The following is a 23571-nucleotide window of genomic DNA, read 5'->3' as shown; positions in this document are numbered from 1 at the left end:
TTTCGTGCCGCGCAGGGCGCGGTAATGGTCGTGTCCGGCAATAGGGCGCATCGCGGCAACGGCCATGGCGCGAAACGCGCCGAAGCCGGGCGATGCATCGGTATTGCAGGCGAGAAGGCGGGTCGGCAGCGCCGGCCTGTGCCCGCGGGCGGCTCGGGCAGGCGGTGAAAAGCGCAGTGCAGGCCGGCGCGTCGCCTGACGCGTGCCGTAGGCAGCGCCGCACCCCGCTTGTTCTATCTTGCCGGCCCTTGCTTGCCCGGGTCAGGCCGTACCTCGAAATGCTTTGCCCGGTTGGCCGGCGCGGCTGGCGTGTTGCTATCGAGCGATCTGACCGGGTCCGGCATGGTGGCCCGCACGGCCAACGAGCCTCGGCTCGAACGTATGGGGTTCCGAGCTTTGGTACTATCTGCGCGGTTCGAATGCGTGGACGGTCCCGTTGGCGAAAAAATCTCGTAAACCCGGTAAGCGATCCCGGTCGAAGCGCGGACAGCCGCGCGGCTGGTTTCGCCGGCTGCTGCCTTACCTGGCGCTGCTCCTCTGCGCAAGTGCGGCGGCGCTGGCGCTGTATATGGTCCATCTCGATCACGAGGTGCGCACCAAATTCGAAGGGACACGCTGGAAATTGCCGGCCAAGGTCTTCGCGAGCCCGCTACAACTGTATGCCGGGCTGGATATGTCGAAGCAGGGGCTCGAGCACCGGCTGGGGCGGCTGGGCTATCGCGAGGCCGATTCAATCAACAACCAGGGGACATTCGAGGCGTCGAGCTCGACGTTGTCGATCCATACCCGCCAGTTTCAGTTCTGGGACGGTACGCAACCCGATCGCGAGGTAAAGCTCACGTTCAACGGCAATGGCGTGTCGTCCATCAATGCCATCGACGGCAAGGGCAATCTGGCGCTGATCCGGCTCGACCCGCTGCTGATCGGCAGCATTTATCCGGCCAAGGGGTCGGATCGGATTCTGGTCAAGCTGGGCGATGTGCCGCCCATGCTGCCGGCCGGGCTGATCACGGTCGAAGACCGCAATTTCATGACCAACTGGGGGATCTCGCCCAAGGGGATTGCTCGCGCCGCCTGGGCCGATTTGCGCGCCGGGCATATCGTGCAGGGCGGGTCGACGCTTACACAGCAACTGGTCAAGAATTTTTATCTCAGCAATCGCCAGACGCTGGGGCGCAAGATCAAAGAAGCGCTGATGGCGATTCTGCTGGATGCGCACTTCTCGAAGGACCAGATTCTCCAAGCGTATATCAACGAGGTTTATCTCGGCCAGGATGGTTCGCGCGCGATCCACGGCTTCGGGCTGGCCAGCTACTTCTACTTTCGTAAGCCGATTCAGGAACTGCAGCCGAACGAAATCGCGCTGCTGGTGGGCATGGTCAAGGGCCCGAGCTACTACGATCCGCGCCGGCACCCCAAGCGCGCCAAGGCGCGACGCAACCTGGTGCTGGACATGTTTCACAACGCCGGGTTTCTCAAGGACAAGGCGTGGAAGAGAGCCAAGGCAGCGCCGCTGGGCGTAACCAGCCATTCGAGCTACGGCAACAGCCAGTACCCGGACTTCATCGATCTCGTGCGCCAGCAGCTGCACGGCCAGTACAAGGACGCCGACCTTACCGAGGCCGGGCTGCGAATCTTCACCACATTGGATCCGAGTGTGCAGGCCGCGGCGGAGAAGGAAGTCAACCAGGGCCTGAAGCGGGTCGAGAAGGCCCACGGCATCAAGGAGAACAGCCTGGAATCGGCGGCCGTGGTCACCAGTGTCGAGGGGGGCAAGGTGCTGGCGCTGGTCGGCGGGCGCGATCAGGGCTACGCCGGCTTCAACCGCGCGCTCAACGCGCATCGACAGGTCGGCTCGTTGATGAAGCCGATCGATTATCTGACAGCGCTGGAAAATCCGTCCAAGTTCAATGCGATTACCCCGCTCGACGATTCGCCGCTCGCGGTCAAGCTTGCCAACGGCCAGACCTGGCGGCCGCACAACTACGAAAGGCGCAGCCATGGCACGGACGTGCCGCTGTACTACGCGCTCGAACACAGCCTCAATCTGGCAAGCTCGCGGTTGGCGTTGTCGACTGGCATTCCGAACATCATCAAGACGCTGCACGATTTGGGCTATCGCGGTAATCCGATGGCGGTGCCGTCGCTCGCGCTGGGCGCGGTGGACATGACGCCGCTCGATGTGGCCCAGATCTACAACACGCTGGCCACCGGCGGCTATTACACGCCGCTGCGGGCGATTCGCGACGTGACCACGCGCACCGGCAAGCCGCTCAATCGTTACCCGCTCAAGGTCCATCAGGTGGTCAAGCCGGGGCCGGCCTATATCATCCAGTGGCTGATGGAGCGCGTGGCGCGGCACGGCACCGGTGCCGGCATGTATCGGGTGTTGAATGGCACCAAGCAGATGGCGGGCAAGACCGGGACCAGCAACAAGCTGCGCGATGCCTGGTTCGCCGGTTTTGGCGGCAATCGAGTGAGTGTGGTCTGGGTCGGGCGCGACGACGACAAGTCGGCGCATCTCACCGGGGCCACCGGCGCGCTGCCGATCTGGTCGCGCATCATGAGCGATATCGATGCGCGCGGTATTGTGAACACGCCGCCGGACAGCATCGCGCAAGTCCCGTTACACTTGGTGTTCGACCCGAGTGCGGTCAACCAGGGCCTTGGCCCGGACCCCGATGCGATTTACGGCAATGGGCAAAATTGTCCGAATGCGGTAAAAGTACCCTTTATCAAGGGTTATGTGCCACAGGGCCTCGCGCCGTGCGATACCGACATCATGAGCGCGAATCGCCGTCACCAGCAGAAGCAACAGCAACCGAATAATGATCAAGGCAAGGGCAACTGGTTCCACCGTCTGTTCTGATATGAACAAGATCAAATCGATCCTCGCGCTGGGCGCGCTTATTCTGATGGCCGGTTGTGCCACGCAGCCCGGCGGCATGTCCGGGCCATCGGGCAATGCGTCGTCGCAGCCGTCACAGAAGCCCCCGTCGGGCCCGTCGGGACAGCAGGCGCCGCCTGCCAACAGCGGTAACCCGAGCGGGAATGCGCCGCAGCCGCCGCAGCAGAAGACGCCGCCGCCGCCGCAAAACGCATCGCAGATCAGCAGCCCGGCCGTGATGTCGCTGCTGGGGCGTGCCGATACATTGGCCAACGCCGGCCATATGGATGCCGCGGCCTCGACGCTGGAGCGCGCACTTGATCTCGCGCCGCGCAATCCGTTCATTTATCAGCGGCTGGCCGCGGTGCGACTGGCTCAGGGTGAGAACGGCCAGGCGGAACAGCTGGCGATGAAATCCAATAGCGTGTCCAACAACAACCCGTTCGTGGAAGCCGGCAACTGGCAGCTGATCGCCGAGGCGCGCAAGCAGGCGGGCAACAGCAACGGCGCGCAGAAAGCCCATGCGCAGGCGGTGAACTTCCGCCAGGCCGCGTCGCAATACCAGCAATGACGGCAGCGGCAGGCGCCGCGCTGTTTCAGGACGACGCCGCGCTGGCCGCTGCGTTGCCCGGTTATCGCCCGCGACCGGGGCAGGCGGAAATGGCCTCGGCCGTGGCGCAGGCCATGGACGGCGGCGGCCGGCTGGTGGTCGAGGCCGGCACCGGCACCGGCAAGACCCTGGCCTATCTGTTGCCGGCGCTCGCTTCCCGCCGCAAGGTGATCGTGTCGACCGCGACCCGCCATCTGCAGACGCAGCTGGCCGAGAAGGATGTGCCCCTGGCACAGACCGTGCTCGGTCGGAGCGTGCATACCGCGGTCCTCAAGGGCCGGTCGAACTACCTCTGCCTGCACAGGCTCGAGCTCGCCGAGCACAGCGGCGATCTGTATCTGGGCCCGCGACTGCGCCGCGTGCGGGATTGGGCCGGCCGCACTAAAACAGGCGATATCGGCGAATTCGGCGATCCCAGCGACGGCGATGCCCTTTGGCCGCGCATTACATCGACCACGGATAACTGCCTCGGCACCGATTGCCCGCTCTACGATCAATGCTGGGTTCTACATGCGCGGCGCGAGGCCCAGGCGGCCGATCTGGTTATCGCCAATCATTACCTGCTGTTCGCGGATATGACGGTGCGCGAGGCCGGCTTCGGCGAGGTGTTGCCGGGGGCGGACGCCATCGTGCTCGATGAGGCCCACAAGCTGCCGGATATTGCCGGGCGCTTCTTCGGCCAGGCGGTATCGTCGCGCCAGCTGCGCGACCTGGTGCGCGACGGGCCTGCTGAAATCGAGGCTCTGGGCGGTGACATGCCCGACCTGGCGGCGTGTTTCACAGCCCTTGGCGAAAACGAAAGAGCATTCACGGACGGGCTGGGCCAGGGGGCGATCACCCAGGGCTGGCGCGAAATCGCGACCGCCGAGCGCGTGGCGGCGCGCGATGCCCTGGTCGAATCGCTCGCCACGCTGGAAAATGAACTGGAGCCGGCACTCGAACGCAGCGAGGGGCTGAAATCGGTCGCGCGGCGGGTGGCCGACCTGCGTACGCGGTTTGCGACCGTGGTGGCCGAGGACGGCGATCGCGTGAGCTGGATCGAGCGCCGCGGCGCGAGCTGGATCTGGCACAGCACGCCGCTGGATGTCGCCACGCCGTTTGCGCGCGCGGTGGAATCCACGCCGAGTGCCTGGATCTTCACCTCGGCCACGCTCTCGGTCAGGGATGAGCTGAGCTATTTCTGTGCCCGGCTCGGTTTGTCGGGCGTCGACACCCGGATCCTGCCCAGCCCGTTCGACTACGAGAACAACGCGCTGCTGTATTCGCCGCAGCGTATGCCGGCGCCTTCGGCGCCGAACTTCGACGATGCCGTCGTGGACGAGATCGTGGCCTTGATCCATGCGGCCGAAGGGGGCGCATTCGTGCTCTGTACCAGCTATCGGGCCGTGCGCCGCTACGGCGAGGCGCTGGTCGAAGCCGGGTTCGAACCGCTGGTTCAGGGGCAGGCGCCGCGCGCCAGCCTGCTGGCCGATTTTCGGGCCGACTCCAATGCCATTCTGGTGGCGACCAGCAGTTTCTGGGAGGGGGTCGATGTGCGCGGCCATGGCCTGCGGCTCGTGATCATCGACAAGCTGCCGTTCGCCTCGCCCGCCGATCCAGTCCTTGCGGCGCGCTTCGAGGCGATGAAATCGGCCGGCGAGAATCCCTTCATGGACTATCAGCTGCCGCAGGCGGTGATCATGCTCAAGCAGGGCGTTGGGCGCTTGATTCGCGATGCCGAGGATCGCGGCGTACTCGCGATCTGCGATCCGCGTCTGTTTACCGCGCGCTATGGCTCGGTGATTCGTGCCAGCCTGCCGCCGATGGCGATCACGCGCAGCCGCAGCGCCGCCTGTGCCTTCGTCGATGGGCTGGCGCCATCCACCATCGAGGGCTTGTCATGAGGATCTTGGCGCTGGATGCTTCCACGGAGGCGTTGTCCGCAGCCCTGTTCGACAGCCGCGCGCCAGCGGATGCGCGCGAGATCTTCGAGATCGCACCGCGCGAACATGCCACGCGCCTGTTGCCCGCGGTGCGGACATTGCTCGATGACGCCGGACTGGAGCTGCGCGATCTCGACGGCATTGCCTTCGCGCGCGGGCCGGGCGCCTTCACGGGGCTGCGGATTGCCGCCGGGCTCGTCCAGGGGCTGGCGAGCGGCGCGGACCTGCCTGTGGTGGGCATATCGACACTGGCGGCCCTCGCGGCGCGGGTGTTCGAGCAATCGCCGACGGCCACCCGGGCGCAGATCGTTCAGGATGCGCGTATGGGTGAAATTTACACTGCCACCTTCGAGCGCGACGCCATGCCCGAACCCACGGCCGACGAACGGGTGATGGCACCGCACGACCTGGCGGTGGAGCCGCCGGAAATTGCCTGCCGTGCGGGTAATGGCTGGTCGCTGGTGTTCGCGGCCCAGGCCATTCATGCGGCCCCGGTCGCGGTCGATGCTCCGCACGCGCTCGACGTAGCGCGTCTGGCCAGGCCCCTGTTTGCGGCCGGCCGGGGCATGGCGGCCGCGAGCGCGCTGCCGGTCTATGTGCGTGACGATGTCGCTCGCAAGCCGGGTGCGGCGAAGGGGTGACCGCAGCAGAGGGCGGCGCCGAGCAAGCGATAAAACGACACAGGAGATTGCCATGCGTTATCGATTGGGCGATGTGGCTCCGGACGTACCGGCCAGCGACGACTATTTCATTGCCGAGAATGCGACGGTCATCGGCCGGGTACGGCTGGCCGAACGTGCCAGCATCTGGTTCAACGCGGTACTGCGCGGCGATCAGGAGCTGATCGCCATCGGCGAGGGCAGCAATGTGCAGGATGGCTGCGTGTTGCATACCGACCCCGGGTTTCCGCTGACCGTGGGCGCCGGCGTCACCGTGGGTCACCAGGCGATGTTGCACGGCTGCACCATCGGCGACAACAGCCTGATCGGAATCCAGGCGGTGGTACTCAACGGCGCGACCATCGGCCGCAATTGTCTGATCGGTGCCGGCGCGCTCATCCCCGAGGGCAAGACGATTCCGGATAACAGCCTGGTCATCGGCGCGCCCGGCCGCGTCAAGCGCGAGCTCGAGGCGGACGAGATCGAGGCACTCGGCCACGGCGCGGCCCATTACGTCGACAACTACCGGCAATTCCAGGCCGAGCTGTCCCCGATCTGCCGCTGACCGCGGGCCCGCGGATCCAGGTTCAGGCGCCGGGTGTGAGGTAGATATCGAAACGTATGGCGCGCCCTCGCACCTGCAGATCGGGCGGTGCGATCGGTGTGGCGCGCGCATGCTGTTTCACCACCACACGGCGCATGGCCTGCTGGCGCGCGATGTCGAGCACCTCGGGCGCATCGTCGTCGGCGCCCGCGAGTTCGGCGAGCCATGCCAGCGCTTTCTGCGGTGCCGACTTGCGTCGCGGGCTGGCGAACATGGGGTCGATGTAGATAGCGTCGAACGCGGCGTCGCCGGATCGTGCGGCGAGCCACGATCGTGCGTCGGCATAAACCGGCGGCTGCCAGTGCGGCCACCATGCCGGCGCGGACGGCGATTCGTCGATGCGTTGTGTGGCGTCTGCGATGAGCGCATACAGCGCCGGCTGACGTTCCAGAGCGGTTACGTCGCAGCCCAGGCCTGCAAGCGTAGCGGCGTCGCGCGCCAGGCCCGCCGTGGCGTCGAGGATGCGCATCGGCGGGTGGCGATGCAGCCCGAATGCGCGCGCCAGCGGCGATCGCCGGCCGCCGGCCTGGCGATTGGCCAGTCCGGCGCTATCGGCGAGGGCACAGCGCAATCCGCTCCCGGCGGTGTCCGGGGCGTATCGCAAGGCCAGTCCGGATTCGTCGCGCGCGAGATAAAAGCCCTGGTCCGGCACCCGCTGCACCGGCTCCAGCCCGAGATCGGCCGCCCGTTGCCTATCCCGTGGCGCGTGCGCATCGTCGGGCGCGATCAGCCACACTAGCGCAGCCGCGATGTATCGAAGACCTGCTGTAGTTTCTGCGCCAGCCTATAATTGCCTTCCACCTTGAGCCGGCCGGTGAGAAAAGCCGTGATGCCCCGCATGCGCCCGGTCATCAGCTTGATCAGATGGTCATCGCGTATCCTGAATGTGACGTCCGGCGCGCGGGCGAGGCCCTCATGCGCGCTGCAATGCCCGTTTTCGATCGTGATATAGACCGGATGCTGGGTCAGGTACTGGGCGGTCATGGACAGGTCGCCGGCTGCGTCGGGCTTGAAACAAAGCGGCAGTCGGGTCAGAAGCTCGCGGGCGTCTTGCATCGGGCCGTAGGCTGGCTCGTCGAATTAGCCCGCTATGATGCGCGAGCCGCGCCCATTTGCCAACGATGGCCGCGCGAACCGTCGTCGCCCGCGCGGCCTGTTGTTGTCGGCGCTCACCCGTCCATGTAATCGACGACTGCCGAGTAACCCGCCTCGGTCAGCAGTATGGCGTTGACCGTGGTTTCGTAAATGCGACCGGCTGCGCGCAGCTTCTCGATTTCCGCGGCATCCTCCGATGCGCTCAGGTAGTAGAAATCCCGGCCTTCATCGAAACTCTCCTTGAGCTGTTTGAAAGCGCGGAATGCAGCGCCCTTCGTGCTGCCCCGTTCCTGGTCTATTTCTTTGAGACTCCAGGTTTTTTCCGACTTGGCCATAGATTTCACGAATCCTCATTGAGTGGCCGCAAAGCTAGCAGCGCCCCGGGGCGGGGTCAACGGGCCGGCGCGGGGGTACTGCAACGGATGCCGCGGGCCGACGATTGCTTTATCTTAGAGCCTGTTGCCGTTTGATATAACGCCGCGCCGGTGACCGCCCGAAACGCTGCAGGCCTTGGCCGAACCCGGCGCGGCGCGCGCTGTGGCGCCGCTGCATGAACGACTGACAGCGCCGAATTGCGCGCGCTTGCATCGACCCGGGTCGATGGCTCGCGCGCTTGATCCGGTGCTGCGGGCGCGACTGCAGGCTGACAGCAGTCGGCGCACCACGCCGGGCTGGTGCGTCCGCGCGTGGCGTGGCGTGAAGTGAGCCCTGGCGGTCATGACCCGATCCGCAACCAAAGGAGAGCATGCGGAATGAAGATAAGTGAACTGGTGTCGCAGTGGCAGTCGAGCGCGGGCGAGCCGCGTACGGAGCAAAGCTACGATGTGCAGTTGCCGATCTATGATGCGGCCAAGATCGAAGCGCTGGTGGAGATGTTTCCGGGGCTGACGCGCGAGCGGGTCATCACCGATCTGCTGGCCTGCGCGCTGGACGAGCTCACCAGTTCGTTCTCCTATCAGCCGGGCGAGGATATCGCCGGTTACGACGATCTCGGTGATCCGATGTACGCCGACGCCGGGCTGACGCCGCGATTCCAGGAATTGACCAAGGCCTATGCCGACAGGCTCAAGTCCGGCGGCTAGCGTCGCGCCCGTGGCCTGGCGACGGCTGCTGGAAGCGGCCGTCGCCCACGCGGGCCCGGCCGATACGCGTCTGCAGGCGCTGGACGCCCGCCGGGCGCGCCACGCCGCACGCCCGGCTGCGGTGCTGATCGGGGTCGAGGCAGCGAGCGAGCCGCGCATTTATTTCACCCAGCGCACCCAGGGGCTGACCCATCACCCCGGCCAGATCAGTTTTCCGGGTGGGCGCATCGATCCCGGCGACTCGAGCCCGGCGGATGCGGCCCTGCGCGAATGCCACGAGGAGATCGGCCTGGCGCGCGAGGCCGTGACGCTGCTCGGCGGGTTGCCGTGCTACCGCACGGTGACCGGATTCGAGATCAAGCCGTTTGTCGGTTGGATCGAACCAGGGCAGATGCTGCAACCGGACGGCGTCGAAATCGAGCGGATCTTCGCCGTGCCGCTGGCCTATGCGATGGACTCGGCGCACTATCGCAGCGAGGAGCGCCGTCGTGACGACGTGTGCTATCGCGTATATTCGATCGACTTCGAAGGCCATCACATCTGGGGCGCGACGGCCGCGATGCTTATGGAGCTTGCGCAGCGCGTCGCCCGGGCGGCGGGACGGCCCTTTTTCGTTGCGGATGTCGCCGGCATCTCGGATCAGAACGGCCGCTTTTAGGCGTTGGTTTAGGCTGTTGCCCTTTCATTTGGCGGGAAGGGGCGGTGCCCGCCCGATTGTGTTCGAACTTCGCCTTTCGCGTTGCCGCTCGCTCGGCGCCGCCTACACTATGCCCGTTATGCTTCGCCCTGTGTTCGATTGGCGGTCTTCAACACAGCGCCCACGAAATCCCTATAGCCCCCTGGCGCCTTGCCGAAGCTGGCTGATTAGGTCAGTGCCACGACGACCGGCCCGCCGTATCCGGGGCGTGTTGGGTTGGCGGCTACACTCCTGCTAGCCTGATCATTGGATACGAAGACGTAAGCAGTAGTCGGCCCGGTGCATGACGTACGGTGCCGCGATATCGTTGCTTGGTAACACAATGGCCGGGCACCGACGCTCGCTTGTTCGCGTTGATGAGCAGCGGGTTCGCGGTGCTCGCTCAAAACGCGGGCCGGAGCGTGGAACAAAAGCCGGCCATGGCGGGATGGCGGTAGACGAAAATCTCAAGAATCATGCAGATGAGCGACGCCGGTTTCGTCGCCGAATGGTGATGGCAGCGGCGGGCGTGGTCCTGTTGTTTGTGGCGCTAATAGCGCGTCTGATCGATCTTCAGGTCGTGCACTACGATCGCTATAGCGCGGCCGCACAGGACAATCGCACGCGCATTCAGGCGATTCCTCCGGTGCGTGGGTTGATCTATGGTCGTGATCACACGGTGCTGGCGGACAACAGACCGTCCTATTCCCTTGACGTGGTGCCGGCTCGGGTGCATGACATGCCGACCATGCTGAATCGGCTGGCACGCATCGTGCCGATCACGCGCGCGCAGCGCCGGCGTTTTGCCCGGCGCGCCGCGTCTGCGCCGAGCTATCGCGCGGTCCCGTTGATCGCCGGTCTTGACAAGCGCTCGCTTGCTCGTTTTGAGGTCAGGCGCAATCAGTTCCCGGGCGTGAAGGTCCAAGCCGGCTTGACGCGCGCGTACCCGCTCGGCAAAAAGGCAGCGCATGTCGTGGGCTATGTCAGCGGCATCACCGCGAGTGACCTTCGTCGCGTGGATGATCGGCGTTATCGAAAATCGACCAATATCGGCAAGAGCGGGGTGGAGTACAGCTATGAATCACGGCTGCATGGCTATCCCGGGTCGAGGGTGGTCGAGGTCACGGCCGTGGGGCGTCCGTTGCGTCAACTCGAACGGCATCCGCCGCTCGCGGGCGATGATATCTATCTCACGCTGAATGCGGCGCTACAGAGGACGGCATATCAAGCGCTTGGCAGCAAGGCCGGCGCTGTGGTCGCGCTCGATCCGAAAACGGGTGGTGTGCTGGCAATGGTTAGCAAACCGAGCTTCAAGCCCGGTCTGTTCGTGAATGGCATCAGTCCGTCGGCGTATCATCGGTTGTTGTCCAATCCGCGCCACCCGCTTTATAACCGCGCGATCCAGGGGGAGTATCCGCCCGGTTCAACCATCAAGCCGGTCATGGCCATCGCCGGCATGGAAGCCGGAAACATCGATCCGCAAAAGAAAGTTTGGTGCCCGGGCTATATCACGTTGCCGGGAAGTAGCTACCACTATCGCGGTTGGAAGCGTTCGGGGCAGGGTTGGCTGAATCTGACCCAGGCAATCACCCGGTCAGCCGACGTCTATTTCTACAAGCTCGGCCTGAAGACGGGTATCGACAACCTGCATCGATACGCAGCGATGTTCGGTTTGGGGCACGACACCGGAATCGATCTGGCGCGCGAAAACGCCGGTCTGATGCCGTCTCGGGCCTGGAAGCACAGCGTTGATCATCGGCCTTGGTATCCGGGCCAGACGTTGAACACAGTCATCGGTCAGGGCCATGTTACGGCAACGCCGTTGCAACTGGCGCAAATGACCAGCTTGATCGCCGAGCACGGACATGGCTTCAAGCCCCATCTGCTCAAGGCCTGGCGATCGTCCGGCACGGGTCGAATGCATCGTTACAAGCCCCGGCCCCTACCGCCCATCCGACTCAAGAACAGCCGGCACTGGGGTATCGTGACGCGTGCGATGCGTGATGTGGTCTCGAATCCACACGGGACCGCCTACTGGTATGTCGGACAGAATCTCGAACACCCGATCGCGGGTAAGTCGGGAACGGCTCAGGTAGCCGGGCTGCCGCAGCATGCGGCCGCGCCGAACGAGATGTCGGTGCAGCGTCCAGTGCGTCCCCATGCGTTGTTTATCGCCTTCTCCCCGGTCAGGAATCCGCAGATTGCGGTTGCGGTCGTGGTCGATCATGGTGGTGGCGGCAGCAGTGTCGCCGGCCCAATCGCACGACACGTTATCGATCACTATCTGGATCGGACGCGGAACCAGCCCCAGGCCTCCGCGTCGGCTAAAACGTGACGGCTAAGGGCTGTCGAGCGGGAGGTGGAGAGTCGCCATGAAGCGATGGGTCGCATGCTTGGTTTTGTGCGCGCTGTGCTTAGCCACAACTGTTGCAATGGCGCAGCCCCGGCCGGTTCCGGAGCCACGCTCGCTCGGCGCCAAGAGTTATATTCTGACCGCTTATCGGTCGGGGCAGATATTGGCGGCCAAGCACATCGATCGCGAGATTGCTCCGGCCAGCATCGCCAAACTGATGGTTAGCTATATCGTCTTCGACGAAATACGTCGGGGCCGGCTCTCGCCGCGGACCGAGATCACCGTCAGCAAGAAAGCGTGGCGCATGGACGGCTCGCAGATGTTTCTCGAAGTGGGTGATCAGGTCTCGGTCGATCAACTGTTACACGGTCTGATCACCATGTCCGGCAACGATGCGGCCGTGCAGCTCGCACAGTACATCGGCGGCACGACGCATACTTTCGTCGTTTATATGAATCGCTATGCCAAGCGCCTTGATCTGGCCCATAGCCACTTCGCCAATGTCACCGGCTTGCCGGCGCCGGGCGAATATGTGAGCGCCGCCGACATGGCCCATCTCTACACGGCGCTGTTACGGCGATTCCCCGGGCTCTACCATCGCTATTTCGATCAGCGGTCGTTCACTTACAACGGCATCAAGCAGTACAACCGGAATTCGCTGTTGTGGTCCGATCCCCGGGTGGACGGCGGCGTGACCGGGCACGACGAAACGGCTGGCTATCATCTGGCGGCGTCTGCGCGTATCGATCACATGCGTGTCATCTCGATAGTGTTCGGCGCGCGCTCCAGCCGGGCGCGAAAGCATGAATGCGGTGCGCTGATCAACTACGCCTTTCGCTACTATCGCAGCGCCACGATGTGGCCGGCGGGCCGCACCATCAAGACCATGCGGATATGGAAAGGCGCGGCGGATCGCCTGCCGGTTATCGCGCGGGGCGCCGTCAACGTAGCCTATCCGCGTGGCCAGCGCGCGGCCCTTGTGTACGAGGCGCGTCTACCCGAACGATTGATCGCCCCCGTACACAAGGGCGAACGATTGGGCCGGCTGCGTGTTCTTTACGACGAGCGGGTTTTGAACAGTGTCCCGCTCTACGCCGGCGCGACAGTCAAGCCCGGCAATTTTGTCAGTCGCATGCGCGATGATGTGCATTTACTGCTGGGCGCGTGACCCCGCCGGTCAGTCTTTGCCGCCGCCACTCTTGGCCGCCTTCATCAACGGCTCGATCAGATCCATCGGCAGCGGGAAGACAATCGTCGAGTTATTCTCGCTCGCGATGTCGACCAGCGTCTGCAGATAACGTAGTTGCAGGGCCTGCGGTTCGCGCGAGAGTTGTTCGGCGGCGCCGCGCAGGTTCTCGGCCGCCTGCATTTCGCCCTCGGCGTTGATGATCTTCGCGCGTCGCGAGCGCTCGGCCTCGGCCTGGCGGGCGATGGCGCGGGTCATGCTCTCGTCCAGATCCACCTGCTTGATCTCGACGTTGGCCACCTTGATGCCCCAGGCGTCGGTATGGCGATCGAGAATGGTCTGGATGTCCGCATTAAGCTTGTCGCGTTCGGCCAGCATGTCGTCCAGCTCGTGCTGGCCGAGCACGCTGCGCAGGGTAGTCTGCGACAACTGGCTGACCGCCATGTAGTAGTTCTCGACCTCGACGATGGCCTTGTCGGCATCGATGACCCGGAAATAGACCACCGCGTTGACCTGCACCGACACGTTGTCGCGCGAGATCACATCCTGGGTCGGCACGTCCATGACGGTCACGCGCATGTCGACCTTGATCATCTTCTGAATCACGGGGATGACGAGGAAGATGCCCGGGCCCTTGACCCCGGTCATGCGGCCGAGCGTGAACATCACCCCGCGCTCGTATTCGGGCAGGATCTTGATCGAGGCGAATATGAAGATCGCCAGCAGGACGATCACGGCAATCACGACGTTGAAGAACATGTCTAGGATCCTTCCGGCCGCCGGCCGGTATGGTTCGAATGAGCCGCACTGCGCTGTTCGTGGGGACGCACAAAAACGGTAAGCCCGTCCACGCCGATGACGGTGAGGGTTTGGTCGCGTGTGACCGGCGTTTCACTGATCGCCCGCCAGGATTCGCCATGTAGCCAGACCTGGCCTTCACGCGCGAAATCTTCGCGCGCCACACACTCGCGCCCGATCAGGCCTTCGTGGCCGGTTTCGACGTGCGCGCGCCGCGAGCGCGCGAACATGAGCACCATCAGCGCCAGAATGAGCGCCGCGGCGATCGCGATGCCGATGATTACCCCCATCGATACATCATACCCGGGTGCGTTGCTGTCCATGAGCATGATGGAGCCGAACACGAATGCCACGATGCCGCCCAGCCCGAGGGCGCCGAAGCTCGGCACGAACGCCTCGGCCACGAACAGCAGCACACCGAGCACCATCAGAGCCGCGCCGCTATAGCTGACCGGCAGCACGTGAAACGCGAACAGGGCGGCGATCAGGCTGATGCCGCCCACCGTGCCGGGCAGGGTGGTGCCGGGGGCCAGGGCTTCGGCGGCCAGGCCGACGATGCCGATCATGAACAGCAGATAAGCGACGGTCGGGTCGGTGATGATGGCGAGCAGCGAAGTGCGCCAGCCGGGCGTGCGCCGCTCGATCGTCAGGCCCTTGGTATGCAGGGTGACATCGCCGCTGGCGGTGTGGACGGTGCGACCGTCGACCGCCGTGAGCAGCGCCTGCGCGTTATCGGCGATGAGATCGATCACGTGCTTTTTTTCAGCCTGTTGCGCGCTCAGGCTGGCGGCCTGGCGTACGGCTTTTTCCGCCCAGTCAGCGTTGCGGCCGCGTCGCTCGGCGAGGCTGCGGATATAGGCCACCGCGTCGTTGACCTGCTTGCGGCGCTCGGTGGCGCCGTTGGACAGATCGGGCGACGCATCGCTGTTTTTCTTATGCTGCGACCCCTTGCCTTTCTGTTTCGATGCGCCCTGTTTCGATGCGCCGTTGCCGGCCGGCTTGTCGTTGCCTAACTCGATCGGCGTCGCCGCGCCGAGATTGGTAGCCGGCGCCATCGCCGCGATATTCGTGGCATAGAGGATATATGTGCCGGCACTGGCCGCCCGCGCGCCCGACGGCGCCACATACCCGATCACCGGCACGGGCGAGGCAAGAATGGCCTTCACAATATCCCGCATCGAGGCCGACAGGCCGCCGGGCGTGTCGAGACGCAGAATGATCACCGGCACGTGATCCGCCTCGGCCTGGTGAATTTCGTCGACGACGTAATTGCCGATCGCCGGGCCGATGGCGCCGTCGATCGGGATCTCGCGGGCCGAGGATGCGGCGCCGCCCGTGGCGTGGGCCGCGGCCAGCGCGAATGCCAGCAGGATCGCCAACAGGGTGAGAAACACACGGCTGCGGATTATCGATCGGGCGCTCATGTCTGTAATTAACGCAGCGTTCGCGGCAACCGATGCGCGCGGGCTACAGCGTCTCGTACAGAGCGACGAGCTGTTGGGTCACCTTGTGGCCCGGCGCGAAGTGGATGAGCGGCACGGACGCATCGTGCGATTCGCGCACCTTGACCGAACTGTTGACGTGCGCGTCGATGATTGGATGGCCTTCCTCGGCGAGCTCGGCCAGCATACGTTGCGGTAGCCGAGCGCGTGGCTGGAACTGGTTCACCACGATGCCGTCGATCACCAGCGCCGGGTTGTGGTCGTCCTGGATCTCGTGAATGTTGTCGAACAGGGCATACAGCGCCTGACGCGCGAAGTCGTCGCAGTCGAACGGCACCAGCACGCGATCGGCGGCGATCAGAGCCGATTGCGAGTAGAAATTCAGTGCCGGCGGCGTGTCGATGAAGATTTCGTCGAAGCCGGTCAATGTCGCCAGCGCCTGGCGCAGCTTGTAGATCTTGTGCTTGGCCTCGAGCTTGACGCGAATCGCTTCGAGATCGGGGTGCGCGGCAATGATCGACAGATTCTCGAACGGGGTGTCGGTCACATAATCGGCCAGATTCTCGCGGCTGCGGCCGCGTTCCAGCGTGGCCTCGAAGAAATCGGCGCTACCGCATTCGGCCTGGCGCCCGTCCGAAGACAACAGATACTGGCTGGCATTGCACTGGGCATCCAGATCGATGACCAGTGTGCGCCGGCCGCGCTCGGCGGCGATTGCCGCGAGATTGGCGAGTAAGGTGGTCTTGCCGACCCCGCCTTTCTGGTTGAATACGACCCGAGTCGTCATGAACGCTCCCGGCCCAAGGCCGCGCCGAATAGGATCTGCGAATGACTCTAGCCGTTCGCCGGAGCCTCGTCGAGCAGAGCCACAAGGGCGGGCAGGGCGCTGCTGGCGGAATCCGCAATGCGCACATCGACCGCATGGGAGACGCCAGTCGGGCGCGGATTGATCTCGATCACGGGCCGGGCGGATTCAATCGCGGCATCGACCAGCGCCGCCGCCGGATACACGCGATTGGAGGTGCCGACCACGAGCACCGCATCGGCACGCGCCAATGCGGATTCGGCAGCCTGCAGGGCCTCGGTGGGCAGCATTTCACCGAACCAGACCACATCCGGGCGCATCATGGCGCCGCAGCGACGGCAATACGCCGGATCCTGCGTATCGGGCTCGGCGACTTCGTGGTCGACCGTGGCATCGCAGGCACCGCAGCGATCGCGCCAGATATTACCGTGCAACTCGGCGATGGCGCGGCTGCCCGCCGCTGCGTGCAAGCCATCGACGTTCTGGGTGGCCACGAACACGCGCCGCAACGCGCCCAGTTGCGCAATGGCGCGATGGCCGGCGTTCACGCCGCCACGCGCGATCAGCGCACGGCGCCACTGGTACCAGCTCCAGACGCGCTCGGGATGCCGGGCGAAGGCTTCCGGCGTGGCCAGATCCTCGGGCGAAAATTTGGCCCAGAGGCCGGTCTGTGCCTCGCGAAATGTCGGAATGCCGGACTCGGCCGATATGCCGGCGCCCGTGAGCACGAGAATCTCGCGGGCGGCTGCGACCAGCGCGGCGGCATGGCGGATGGGCTGCGGGTCGTCGTCACTCATGCCGCGATGGTAACGCGACCCGCGATGCCAGCGGTGGGGTCCGGGCGCGTTCAGCCGTCGTCGGTGGCCGCCGCCTGGCCCGGTTTGGCCGTGAGACGGCCGGCCTTGGCAGTGGCGCGCCGGCGCGGCATCCACTGCACGCGGTACAGGTCGTGGCGCCGATCCAGCATGTTCTGCACCGAGCCCGAGGTGCGGGCTTCGTGCAGCGTGTCCAGTCGTACGTCGGCGATCGCCACCTGTTCGGCGTTGGCCGTGGTATCGGCGGCGATGCCGTCGCGCGCGAAGGCAAAATCGCAGGGCGTGAAGATGCCGGACTGGGCGTAGTGCATGTCCATCGCGTGGATGCGCGGCAGATTGCCAGTGTTGCCGGCCGTGGCCACGTAGATCTGGTTTTCCACCGCCCGCGCATGCGCCGAGTAGCGTACCCGCAGATAGCCGGCCCGGTCCTCGGTCGAGAACGGCACGAACAGGATGTTGATGCCCTGATCGGCCAGATGCCGCGACAACTCCGGAAACTCGCTGTCGTAACAGACCAGCACGCCAATCGGGCCGCAATCGGTCTCGATCGCGTTCAGGCTGTCGCCGCCCACGATATTCCAGTGTTCGCGCTCGCCGGGCGTGGGGTGGATCTTGGGCTGCATGTATTCCGAGCCATCGCGTAGATAGATGTAAGCGATATTCTGCAGTTCCTCGCCCACCTGCGTCGGATGCGAGCCGGCGATGATGTTGATATTGCAACGAACGGCCAGGTCGGCCATCAATTCACGGAAATCGTCGCAGAAATCAGCCAGTCGCCAGATGGCCGCGCGCCGGTGCAGATCCTCGTTCTTGATCGACAGCAGCTGAACGGTGAACAGTTCGGGGAAGACCACGAAATCGGCCCTGGCGTCCGCGGTCTCGCGTACGAAATAGGTCACGATCTGGGCGAACTCGTCAAAAGAGTCGATCGCGCGCTGCATGTACTGGACGGTGGCGATGCGCACACTGTTGCGTGTTTGCAGATGCACATGGGAATCGCCGGGCACGTCCTCGCGATACTTGTACTCGGGATTGCGCCAGAGCAGGTGGGCGCCGTAACCCATCGAATCCGGATCGTCCGGCAGGTAGTTCGGCAACACGCCGAGCAGTTCGTAGCCCTGCGCGAGCTGGAACGAGAGAACGCGGTCTCGAATCGTCTTGTCCGCCACGGCTTCGACATACGCCTGGGCGCTGCCGAACTGCTTGAAGCGGCGGCGCAGGCCGGGGATGCGCCCGGCGAAGACGATGCCCTTGAGCCCGAGCTTGATCGCCAGCGCCTCGCGTTCGCGATACAGCCGACGCCCGATGCGCAGGCCGCGGGCGTCCGGGTCCACGCACACCTCGTAGCCGTACAGATAATCGCCGTCGATGTCGTGGGTCGAGCCGTAGCCGTTGCCGGTGATCTCGGCCCAGCTGTGATTGCGCATGACCTGCGCTTCCGGCAGGCAGATGGTGGCGCAATAGCCGACCACCTGGTCCTCATAGACCGCGACCAGCTGGCCTTCGGGGAAGTTGTTGATCTGGCCGCGCAGTTCGTCGAACGAGTAATCGTCCATCTTCGGATACGCGCGCTGCACGATCCGGTTGATGGACGGGATGTCGGCCAGGCGGGCCTTGCGAACGATCAGACGGGAACGGCTGTTCTGTGACGCCATAGCGAATCCTCCGGGCGGAGCGGGTCGACGGTCGAACAAGCGGGCAGGCCGGCCGCGGGCATGACGGCCCGCGGCCGGCGGATATCAGCCGCCGCGGGCCGCTTTCTTGCGTTCGTGCTCCTTGAGCCAGCGCTTGCGCACGCGGATTGAGCCGGGCGTGATCTCGACCAGTTCGTCGTCGTTGATGAATTCCAGCGCCTGTTCCAGTGTCATGCGCACCGGCGGCACGAGCTGGATGTTCTCGTCGGTGCCCGCCGCACGCACGTTGGTGAGCTGCTTGGCTTTCTGCACGTTGACGGTGAGGTCGTTCTCGCGCGAATGAATGCCGACGACCATGCCTTCGTAGATCTCGTCGTTCGGGCTGATCATCATCTTGCCGCGGTCCTGCAGGTTGAAGATGGCAAAGCCGACGGCCTTGCCCGGTGCGTTGGCAATCAGCACGCCTTTCTGACGCTGGCCGATGTCGGTGCCGCCCAGCGGGCCGTAGTGATCGAAGACATGGGTGACGATGCCCGTGCCCGAGGTCAGGCTCATGAATTCGGTCTGAAAACCGATCAGGCCGCGCGACGGGATCATGAATTCCAGCCGGGTCCGGCCCTTGCCGTCCGGCTCCATGTTCTGCAACTGGCCGCGGCGCTGCTGCAGGTTGTCGATCACCGAGCCCTGGTGTTCGTCCTCGATGTCGCACATCAGCAGTTCGTAGGGCTCCTGGATCTGGCCGTCGACCTGGCGCGTGACCACTTCCGGACGCGAGACCGACAGTTCATAGCCTTCGCGGCGCATGGTTTCCAGCAGCACGGACAGATGCAGCAGGCCGCGGCCCGAGACCTTGAAGCGATCGGCATCGCCGCCCTGTTCCACCCGCAGCGCCACGTTCGACTTGAGCTCGCGCTCGAGCCGCTCGCGGATCTGGCGCGAAGTCAGGTAATTGCCTTCCTTACCGGCCAGCGGTGATTTGTTGACCTCGAAGGTCATGCTCATGGTCGGCTCGTCGACCGTCAGCCGCGGCAGCGACTCCGGCTGCGCCGGATCGCAGAGCGTGTCGGAGATGTCGAGATCGTTCATGCCGGTCAGAGCAACGATATCGCCGGCGCGGGCCTCGTCCACCTCGACCCGGTTCAACCCCAGGAAACCGAACACGCCCGCCACGCGAGCATTGCGCGTCCCGCCCTCGCGGTCGACGATGGTGACGTTGGTGGCTGGTTTGATAGTGCCGCGGGCGATGCGGCCGATGCCGATCTGGCCGACGAAGCTGTTGTAGTCCAGCGTGGTGATCTGCATCTGGAAGGTGCCTTCCAGGTTCACCGGCGGGGCGGGTACGTTCTCGGTGATGGTGCGAAACAGCGGCAGCATGTCGCCGTCGCGCACGCTGTCGTCCATGCCGGCATAACCGCCGAGCGCCGAGGTGTAGATGATCGGGAAGTCGAGCTGTTCCTCGGTCGCCCCCAGGCTGTCGAACAGATCGAAGGTCTCGTTGAGCACCCAGTCCGGCCGGGCGCCGTCGCGGTCGATCTTGTTGATCACCACGATCGGCTTCAGGCCGAGCTGGAAGGCCTTCTCGGTGACGAAGCGGGTCTGCGGCATGGGGCCGTCCACGGCATCGACCAGCAGCAGGACCGAATCGACCATCGACAGCACGCGCTCGACTTCGCCGCCGAAGTCGGCGTGGCCCGGGGTGTCCACGATGTTGATGTGGTACACCGCGTCGGAATCCGGGTCGCGCCATTCGATCGCCGTGTTCTTCGACGTGATCGTGATGCCGCGCTCCTTTTCCAGATCGTTCGAATCCATGATCCGGTCGGCGACGTCCTCGCGGGCGTCAAACGTGCCCGACTGACGAAGCAGACAGTCGACGAGCGTAGTCTTGCCGTGGTCGACGTGGGCGATGATCGCGATGTTGCGAAGATTATCGATCATGAAAAATGGGCCAGCCGGGATGCGAAAACGCGACATTATCCGGCAATGAAGGCGCTTCGGCTAGCCGAAAGTCGTAAATGATGCAAGAAATAGCTAAGCTTGCAGTCGCTTCATCATGCAAATTTGCGACCATCGTCGTATGATTCAACCGACTGCAAACGCCCGTGCCGGCTACCTTGAGCGGGGCACGCCGGCGTATCTGCGCGCCAACCTGGCGCTGTTCGCCGCCGGCTTCGCGACGTTCTCGTCGATGTACTCGGTACAACCCCTGATGCCGGCGTTCTCGCGCGAATTCGGGGTTTCGGCGGCGGTCAGCAGCCTGTCATTGTCAGTGACGACCGGCGTGCTCGCCTTCACGCTGTTCCTGGCCGGGCTCATGTCGGGCGCGATCGAGCGCAAGACCGTGATGGCGGCATCGCTGCTCGGCTCGGCTACGTTGTCGCTGGTGGCGGCGATCGCGCCGGGCTGGACGCCGCTGCTGGTCGCGCGTGCCTTCGAGGGGTTCGCACTCGGCGGCGTGCCCGCGCTCGCCATTGCCTATCTCTCGGAGGAAACCGACCCCGAAGACCTGGGCACCGCCACCGGCCTGTATATCGCTGGCACCGCCTGCGGCGGCATGGGCGGACGCGTAATCGCCGGCCTGCTGGCCGAAGCCTTCGGCTGGCGCGTGGCCATCGCCAGCCTCGGGCTGATCGGCTTCGTCGCCGCCGCCGTGTTCATCGTCTTATTGCCGCGCTCGCGTAATTTCGTGGCCCAGCGCGGGTTGACACTGCGCCAGCACGCCGGCCCGGTCGCGTCGCACATGCGCCACAACGCGCTGCCCTGGGTGTTTCTCTGCGGCTTTCTGTTCATGGGCGCTTTCGTGTCGGTCTACAACTATGTCGGCTATCGGCTGTCCGAGCCGCCGTTCTCGCTGGGCCAGGGTGCCATTGGCTCGGTGTTCGTCGTCTACATGCTCGGCATCGTGACCTCGGCCGTTGCCGGCAAGATCGCCGACCGCCACGGGCGCCCGCCGATGCTCATCTTCGCGATCGTGCTGATGGCGCTGGGGCTGGCGTTGATGTGGCCGGATTCGCTGTTGGCGATCATCGTGGGGGTCGGGCTGGTGACTATCGGCTTCTTCGCCGGTCACGCGACCGCGAGCGGCTGGGTCGGCCTGCTCGCGCAGCACGGCAAGGGGCATGCGGCCGGGCTGTATCTGCTGGGCTATTATCTCGGATCGAGCGTTGTCGGCTCGCTGGGCGGGCTGTTCTGGAGCGGCTACGGCTGGGCCGGGGTGGCCGCCATGGTGGCGGTGGTTCTTGCGCTGGGTCTGGTCGCGGTCATCCGGCTTGCCGTTTGGCAGCGCCGCACCGCGGCGGGCGCTTGAGGGCTCAGACGCCGAATATCGTCTGATACAGCAGAAAGATGTTCAGCCCGATGATGGCGCCCGCCACGCCCCAGGCGGCGATCGTCGTTGCCCGTCGATTGACCAGGCCCCCCATCAGCGTTCGATTCGAACAGAACATCAGCAGTGGGATCAGGGCGAACGGAATGCCGAACGACAGCACTACCTGGCTCATGACCAGCGCGGTCGTGGGGTCGAGGCCGATGGCGAGAATGACCAGTGCCGGCGCCATGGTGATCAGCCGGCGCAGGTACAGCGGGATCTGGCGATTCAGGTAGCCTTGCATGACGATCTGGCCGCTCATCGTGCCCACCGACGAACTGGAAAAGCCGCTGGCGAGCAGGCCGACGCCGAACATGATGGCAGCCAGGGTGCCCGCATGGTCGTGCAGGCGGCTATAGGCCGTCTCCAGCGTCGATACGGTATCGCCACTGCCGTGAAACAGCCCGGCCGCCATGACCAGCATGGCGCCGTTGATCAGCCCGGCCACGCCCATCGCGATCAGGATGTCGATGAATTCGAAGCGGAACAGGCGCCGACGCTCTTCGTCGTTGCGGCCGATCACGCGCCGTTGCATCAGGGCCGAATGCAGATAGATCACGTGCGGCATGACCGTGGCGCCGAGAATGCCGGCGGCCAGCATCAGGCTGTTGCTTCCGGCCAGTGTGGGCACGAACAGGCCGGCGAGCAGCGCGGAACTGTCCGGATGCGCGATCCAGACCTCGTAGGCGAAGGAGATGACCACCACGGCGATCAGCGCGGTGATGCCGGCCTCGAGCGGGCGAAAGCCGCGCCGCTGCAGTTCCAGCAGCCCGAACGAGCAAACGCCGGTGATCAAGGCGGCCGGGAACATCGCAATGCCGAACAACAGATTCAGGCCGAGCGCGCCGCCGATGAACTCCGCCAGATCGGTCGCGATGGCAATGAACTCGGCCTGGATCCAGAGCCCCAGGGTGACCAGCGGCGGAAACCGCTCACGCGAGACTTCGGGCAGATTCTTGCCGGTCGCGATGCCCAGCTTGGCCGACATCGACTGAATGAGAACAGCCATGACATTGGAGACCAGTACCACCCACAGCAGCATGTAGCCGTAGCTCGATCCCGCCTGAATGTTGGTGGCGAAGTTGCCAGGATCGATATAGGCCACGGCCGCGATGAAGGCGGGGCCGAGGAATGGAAGCAAGCGCCTGAGCCCGCGCCGGTGACCGTCGAGGGCGGCCTGGGCCGCCCGCGCCGTGGCACCTTCGCCCGGCAGGAAATCATGGTTGATGTCGGTCGAGCTCATTCGAGAATTCCGAAGCGCCGGCATATCGCCGCGGCACTCGTCGCGAGGAAACAGACCAGGGTTCAATCGTGGCCCGTAACTTATAAAATCAGCATAGGCTAAACTTTACGGCCATGGGCTACGCGGTGCAAGTCCCGCGACATCGCGCGGGCGCGAGGCCGCGTCGCAGGCGGCGAGCCAGCGGGTATACTGGAGCGGCCGTCGCCCAGGGATCGCCTGTGCGACCCGCCGCATTCGAGTTCGGGTTCTGATCGACGGCCAGCGTCGGCCGAGCCGCAAAGCAAGCGGACGCGGCGCCCGGCACTGTCAAACGGATCGGCAACGCGCGGCGCGCATGCGCCGGGTCGACCCGCGCCCGGCATGTCGGCGCCGCGCGAACAACCTGGAAACGCG

20 protein-coding genes are annotated in these 23571 nt (G+C 64.8%); 10 read left to right on the top strand and 10 right to left on the bottom strand.

Going from position 1 to position 23571, the window contains the following annotated elements; translation table 11 throughout:
- Nucleotides 1-436 precede the first annotated feature (436 nt).
- The 5 genes from mrcB to SALB1_RS15795 are packed head-to-tail and all read left to right on the top strand — an operon-like array spanning nt 437 to nt 6643.
- Nucleotides 437-2869, top strand: coding sequence for a penicillin-binding protein 1B (mrcB, locus tag SALB1_RS15815; protein WP_370453194.1), 2433 nt, complete (start codon nt 437-439; stop codon nt 2867-2869).
- A gap of 1 nt (nt 2870) precedes the next feature.
- Entirely contained in the window at nt 2871-3458 is a 588-nt protein-coding gene (locus SALB1_RS15810; protein WP_109994715.1) for a M48 family metallopeptidase, read from the top strand.
- A complete protein-coding gene (locus tag SALB1_RS15805) occupies nt 3455-5380 on the top strand; it encodes an ATP-dependent DNA helicase (RefSeq protein ID WP_109994714.1) in 1926 nt (641 codons plus the stop codon). Before SALB1_RS15810 ends, SALB1_RS15805 begins: the two co-directional genes overlap by 4 nt.
- Nucleotides 5377-6060, top strand: a complete 684-nt coding sequence (gene tsaB / locus SALB1_RS15800; RefSeq protein WP_109994713.1) for a tRNA (adenosine(37)-N6)-threonylcarbamoyltransferase complex dimerization subunit type 1 TsaB — start codon at nt 5377-5379, stop codon at nt 6058-6060. The genes SALB1_RS15805 and tsaB overlap by 4 nt, the downstream gene beginning before the upstream one ends.
- Nucleotides 6061-6112: 52 nt before the next feature.
- Entirely contained in the window at nt 6113-6643 is a 531-nt protein-coding gene (locus SALB1_RS15795; RefSeq protein ID WP_109994712.1) for a gamma carbonic anhydrase family protein, read from the top strand.
- Nucleotides 6644-6665: 22 nt separating this feature from the next.
- Here SALB1_RS15795 and SALB1_RS15790 read toward each other — a convergent pair whose 3' ends face one another.
- The 3 genes from SALB1_RS15790 to SALB1_RS15780 all read right to left on the bottom strand — a co-directional run bounded on the left by SALB1_RS15790 (nt 6666) and on the right by SALB1_RS15780 (nt 8112).
- A complete protein-coding gene (locus tag SALB1_RS15790; RefSeq protein WP_158590782.1) occupies nt 6666-7418 on the bottom strand; it encodes a class I SAM-dependent methyltransferase in 753 nt (250 codons plus the stop codon).
- The gene (locus SALB1_RS15785; RefSeq protein ID WP_109994710.1) at nt 7418-7738 is read right to left on the bottom strand and encodes an SCP2 sterol-binding domain-containing protein; all 321 of its coding nucleotides are present in this window, start codon (nt 7736-7738) and stop codon (nt 7418-7420) included. The genes SALB1_RS15790 and SALB1_RS15785 overlap by 1 nt, the downstream gene beginning before the upstream one ends.
- 113 nt (nt 7739-7851) lie before the next feature.
- A complete protein-coding gene (locus SALB1_RS15780; protein WP_109994709.1) occupies nt 7852-8112 on the bottom strand; it encodes a hypothetical protein in 261 nt (86 codons plus the stop codon).
- A 417-nt stretch (nt 8113-8529) separates the two neighbouring features.
- Here SALB1_RS15780 and SALB1_RS15775 point away from each other — a divergent pair, with 417 nt between their 5' ends.
- The 4 genes from SALB1_RS15775 to SALB1_RS15760 all read left to right on the top strand — a co-directional run bounded on the left by SALB1_RS15775 (nt 8530) and on the right by SALB1_RS15760 (nt 13056).
- The gene (locus tag SALB1_RS15775; protein WP_109994708.1) at nt 8530-8859 is read left to right on the top strand and encodes a type 1 pili tip component; all 330 of its coding nucleotides are present in this window, start codon (nt 8530-8532) and stop codon (nt 8857-8859) included.
- A 10-nt stretch (nt 8860-8869) separates the two neighbouring features.
- Nucleotides 8870-9517 (top strand): CoA pyrophosphatase, encoded by a 648-nt coding sequence (locus SALB1_RS15770; RefSeq protein ID WP_158590781.1) that lies wholly within the window; start codon nt 8870-8872, stop codon nt 9515-9517.
- 532 nt (nt 9518-10049) lie between these two features.
- Nucleotides 10050-11870, top strand: a complete 1821-nt coding sequence (mrdA, locus tag SALB1_RS15765; protein WP_255414430.1) for a penicillin-binding protein 2 — start codon at nt 10050-10052, stop codon at nt 11868-11870.
- Between the two features lie 97 nt (nt 11871-11967).
- Nucleotides 11968-13056 carry a D-alanyl-D-alanine carboxypeptidase family protein gene (locus SALB1_RS15760; RefSeq protein WP_255414429.1) on the top strand — a complete coding sequence of 363 codons (1089 nt, stop codon included), beginning with the start codon at nt 11968-11970 and terminating at the stop codon, nt 13054-13056.
- A gap of 9 nt (nt 13057-13065) precedes the next feature.
- Here the strand turns inward: SALB1_RS15760 and SALB1_RS15755 are convergent, their stop codons facing one another.
- The 6 genes from SALB1_RS15755 to typA form a co-directional block, all read right to left on the bottom strand.
- Nucleotides 13066-13833 (bottom strand): slipin family protein, encoded by a 768-nt coding sequence (locus tag SALB1_RS15755; RefSeq protein WP_109994704.1) that lies wholly within the window; start codon nt 13831-13833, stop codon nt 13066-13068.
- Nucleotides 13834-13835: 2 nt separating this feature from the next.
- Nucleotides 13836-15296, bottom strand: a complete 1461-nt coding sequence (locus tag SALB1_RS15750; protein WP_109994703.1) for a nodulation protein NfeD — start codon at nt 15294-15296, stop codon at nt 13836-13838.
- A 43-nt stretch (nt 15297-15339) separates the two neighbouring features.
- On the bottom strand, nt 15340-16101 hold the full coding sequence (locus SALB1_RS15745) for a ParA family protein (RefSeq protein WP_109994702.1): 762 nt from the start codon (nt 16099-16101) through the stop codon (nt 15340-15342).
- Nucleotides 16102-16148: 47 nt separating this feature from the next.
- Entirely contained in the window at nt 16149-16916 is a 768-nt protein-coding gene (locus SALB1_RS15740; RefSeq protein ID WP_109994701.1) for an NAD-dependent deacylase, read from the bottom strand.
- 50 nt (nt 16917-16966) lie between these two features.
- Nucleotides 16967-18589 (bottom strand): carbon-nitrogen hydrolase family protein, encoded by a 1623-nt coding sequence (locus SALB1_RS15735; RefSeq protein WP_109994700.1) that lies wholly within the window; start codon nt 18587-18589, stop codon nt 16967-16969.
- Nucleotides 18590-18673: 84 nt separating this feature from the next.
- Nucleotides 18674-20506 (bottom strand): translational GTPase TypA, encoded by a 1833-nt coding sequence (typA, locus tag SALB1_RS15730; RefSeq protein WP_109995498.1) that lies wholly within the window; start codon nt 20504-20506, stop codon nt 18674-18676.
- Between the two features lie 139 nt (nt 20507-20645).
- Here typA and SALB1_RS15725 point away from each other — a divergent pair, with 139 nt between their 5' ends.
- Entirely contained in the window at nt 20646-21875 is a 1230-nt protein-coding gene (locus SALB1_RS15725) for an MFS transporter (RefSeq protein WP_109994699.1), read from the top strand.
- 4 nt (nt 21876-21879) lie between these two features.
- On the opposite strand, the gene SALB1_RS15720 is transcribed toward SALB1_RS15725, so the two are convergent.
- A complete protein-coding gene (locus SALB1_RS15720) occupies nt 21880-23178 on the bottom strand; it encodes an Nramp family divalent metal transporter (protein WP_109994698.1) in 1299 nt (432 codons plus the stop codon).
- Nucleotides 23179-23571 lie beyond the last annotated feature (393 nt).

This window comes from Salinisphaera sp. LB1 (genome assembly GCF_003177035.1).
Taxonomy (GTDB): Bacteria; Pseudomonadota; Gammaproteobacteria; order Nevskiales; family Salinisphaeraceae; genus Salinisphaera.
This window is presented reverse-complemented; position numbering and strand designations above follow the sequence as displayed.

What these genes read in the sequence shown, in the direction of transcription:
- SALB1_RS15760 (WP_255414429.1), top strand. Translation starts at nt 11,968, where the DNA reads ATGGCGCAGCCCCGGCCGGTTCCGGAGCCACGCTCGCTCGGCGCCAAG.
- SALB1_RS15735 (WP_109994700.1), bottom strand. Translation starts at nt 18,589, where the DNA reads ATGGCGTCACAGAACAGCCGTTCCCGTCTGATCGTTCGCAAGGCCCGC.
- mrdA (WP_255414430.1), top strand. Translation starts at nt 10,050, where the DNA reads ATGGCAGCGGCGGGCGTGGTCCTGTTGTTTGTGGCGCTAATAGCGCGT.
- typA (WP_109995498.1), bottom strand. Translation starts at nt 20,506, where the DNA reads ATGATCGATAATCTTCGCAACATCGCGATCATCGCCCACGTCGACCAC.
- SALB1_RS15720 (WP_109994698.1), bottom strand. Translation starts at nt 23,178, where the DNA reads ATGAGCTCGACCGACATCAACCATGATTTCCTGCCGGGCGAAGGTGCC.
- SALB1_RS15780 (WP_109994709.1), bottom strand. Translation starts at nt 8,112, where the DNA reads ATGGCCAAGTCGGAAAAAACCTGGAGTCTCAAAGAAATAGACCAGGAA.
- SALB1_RS15775 (WP_109994708.1), top strand. Translation starts at nt 8,530, where the DNA reads ATGAAGATAAGTGAACTGGTGTCGCAGTGGCAGTCGAGCGCGGGCGAG.
- tsaB (WP_109994713.1), top strand. Translation starts at nt 5,377, where the DNA reads ATGAGGATCTTGGCGCTGGATGCTTCCACGGAGGCGTTGTCCGCAGCC.
- SALB1_RS15810 (WP_109994715.1), top strand. Translation starts at nt 2,871, where the DNA reads ATGAACAAGATCAAATCGATCCTCGCGCTGGGCGCGCTTATTCTGATG.
- SALB1_RS15755 (WP_109994704.1), bottom strand. Translation starts at nt 13,833, where the DNA reads ATGTTCTTCAACGTCGTGATTGCCGTGATCGTCCTGCTGGCGATCTTC.
- SALB1_RS15750 (WP_109994703.1), bottom strand. Translation starts at nt 15,296, where the DNA reads ATGAGCGCCCGATCGATAATCCGCAGCCGTGTGTTTCTCACCCTGTTG.
- SALB1_RS15805 (WP_109994714.1), top strand. Translation starts at nt 3,455, where the DNA reads ATGACGGCAGCGGCAGGCGCCGCGCTGTTTCAGGACGACGCCGCGCTG.
- SALB1_RS15725 (WP_109994699.1), top strand. Translation starts at nt 20,646, where the DNA reads ATGATTCAACCGACTGCAAACGCCCGTGCCGGCTACCTTGAGCGGGGC.
- SALB1_RS15745 (WP_109994702.1), bottom strand. Translation starts at nt 16,101, where the DNA reads ATGACGACTCGGGTCGTATTCAACCAGAAAGGCGGGGTCGGCAAGACC.
- SALB1_RS15795 (WP_109994712.1), top strand. Translation starts at nt 6,113, where the DNA reads ATGCGTTATCGATTGGGCGATGTGGCTCCGGACGTACCGGCCAGCGAC.
- SALB1_RS15785 (WP_109994710.1), bottom strand. Translation starts at nt 7,738, where the DNA reads ATGCAAGACGCCCGCGAGCTTCTGACCCGACTGCCGCTTTGTTTCAAG.
- SALB1_RS15740 (WP_109994701.1), bottom strand. Translation starts at nt 16,916, where the DNA reads ATGAGTGACGACGACCCGCAGCCCATCCGCCATGCCGCCGCGCTGGTC.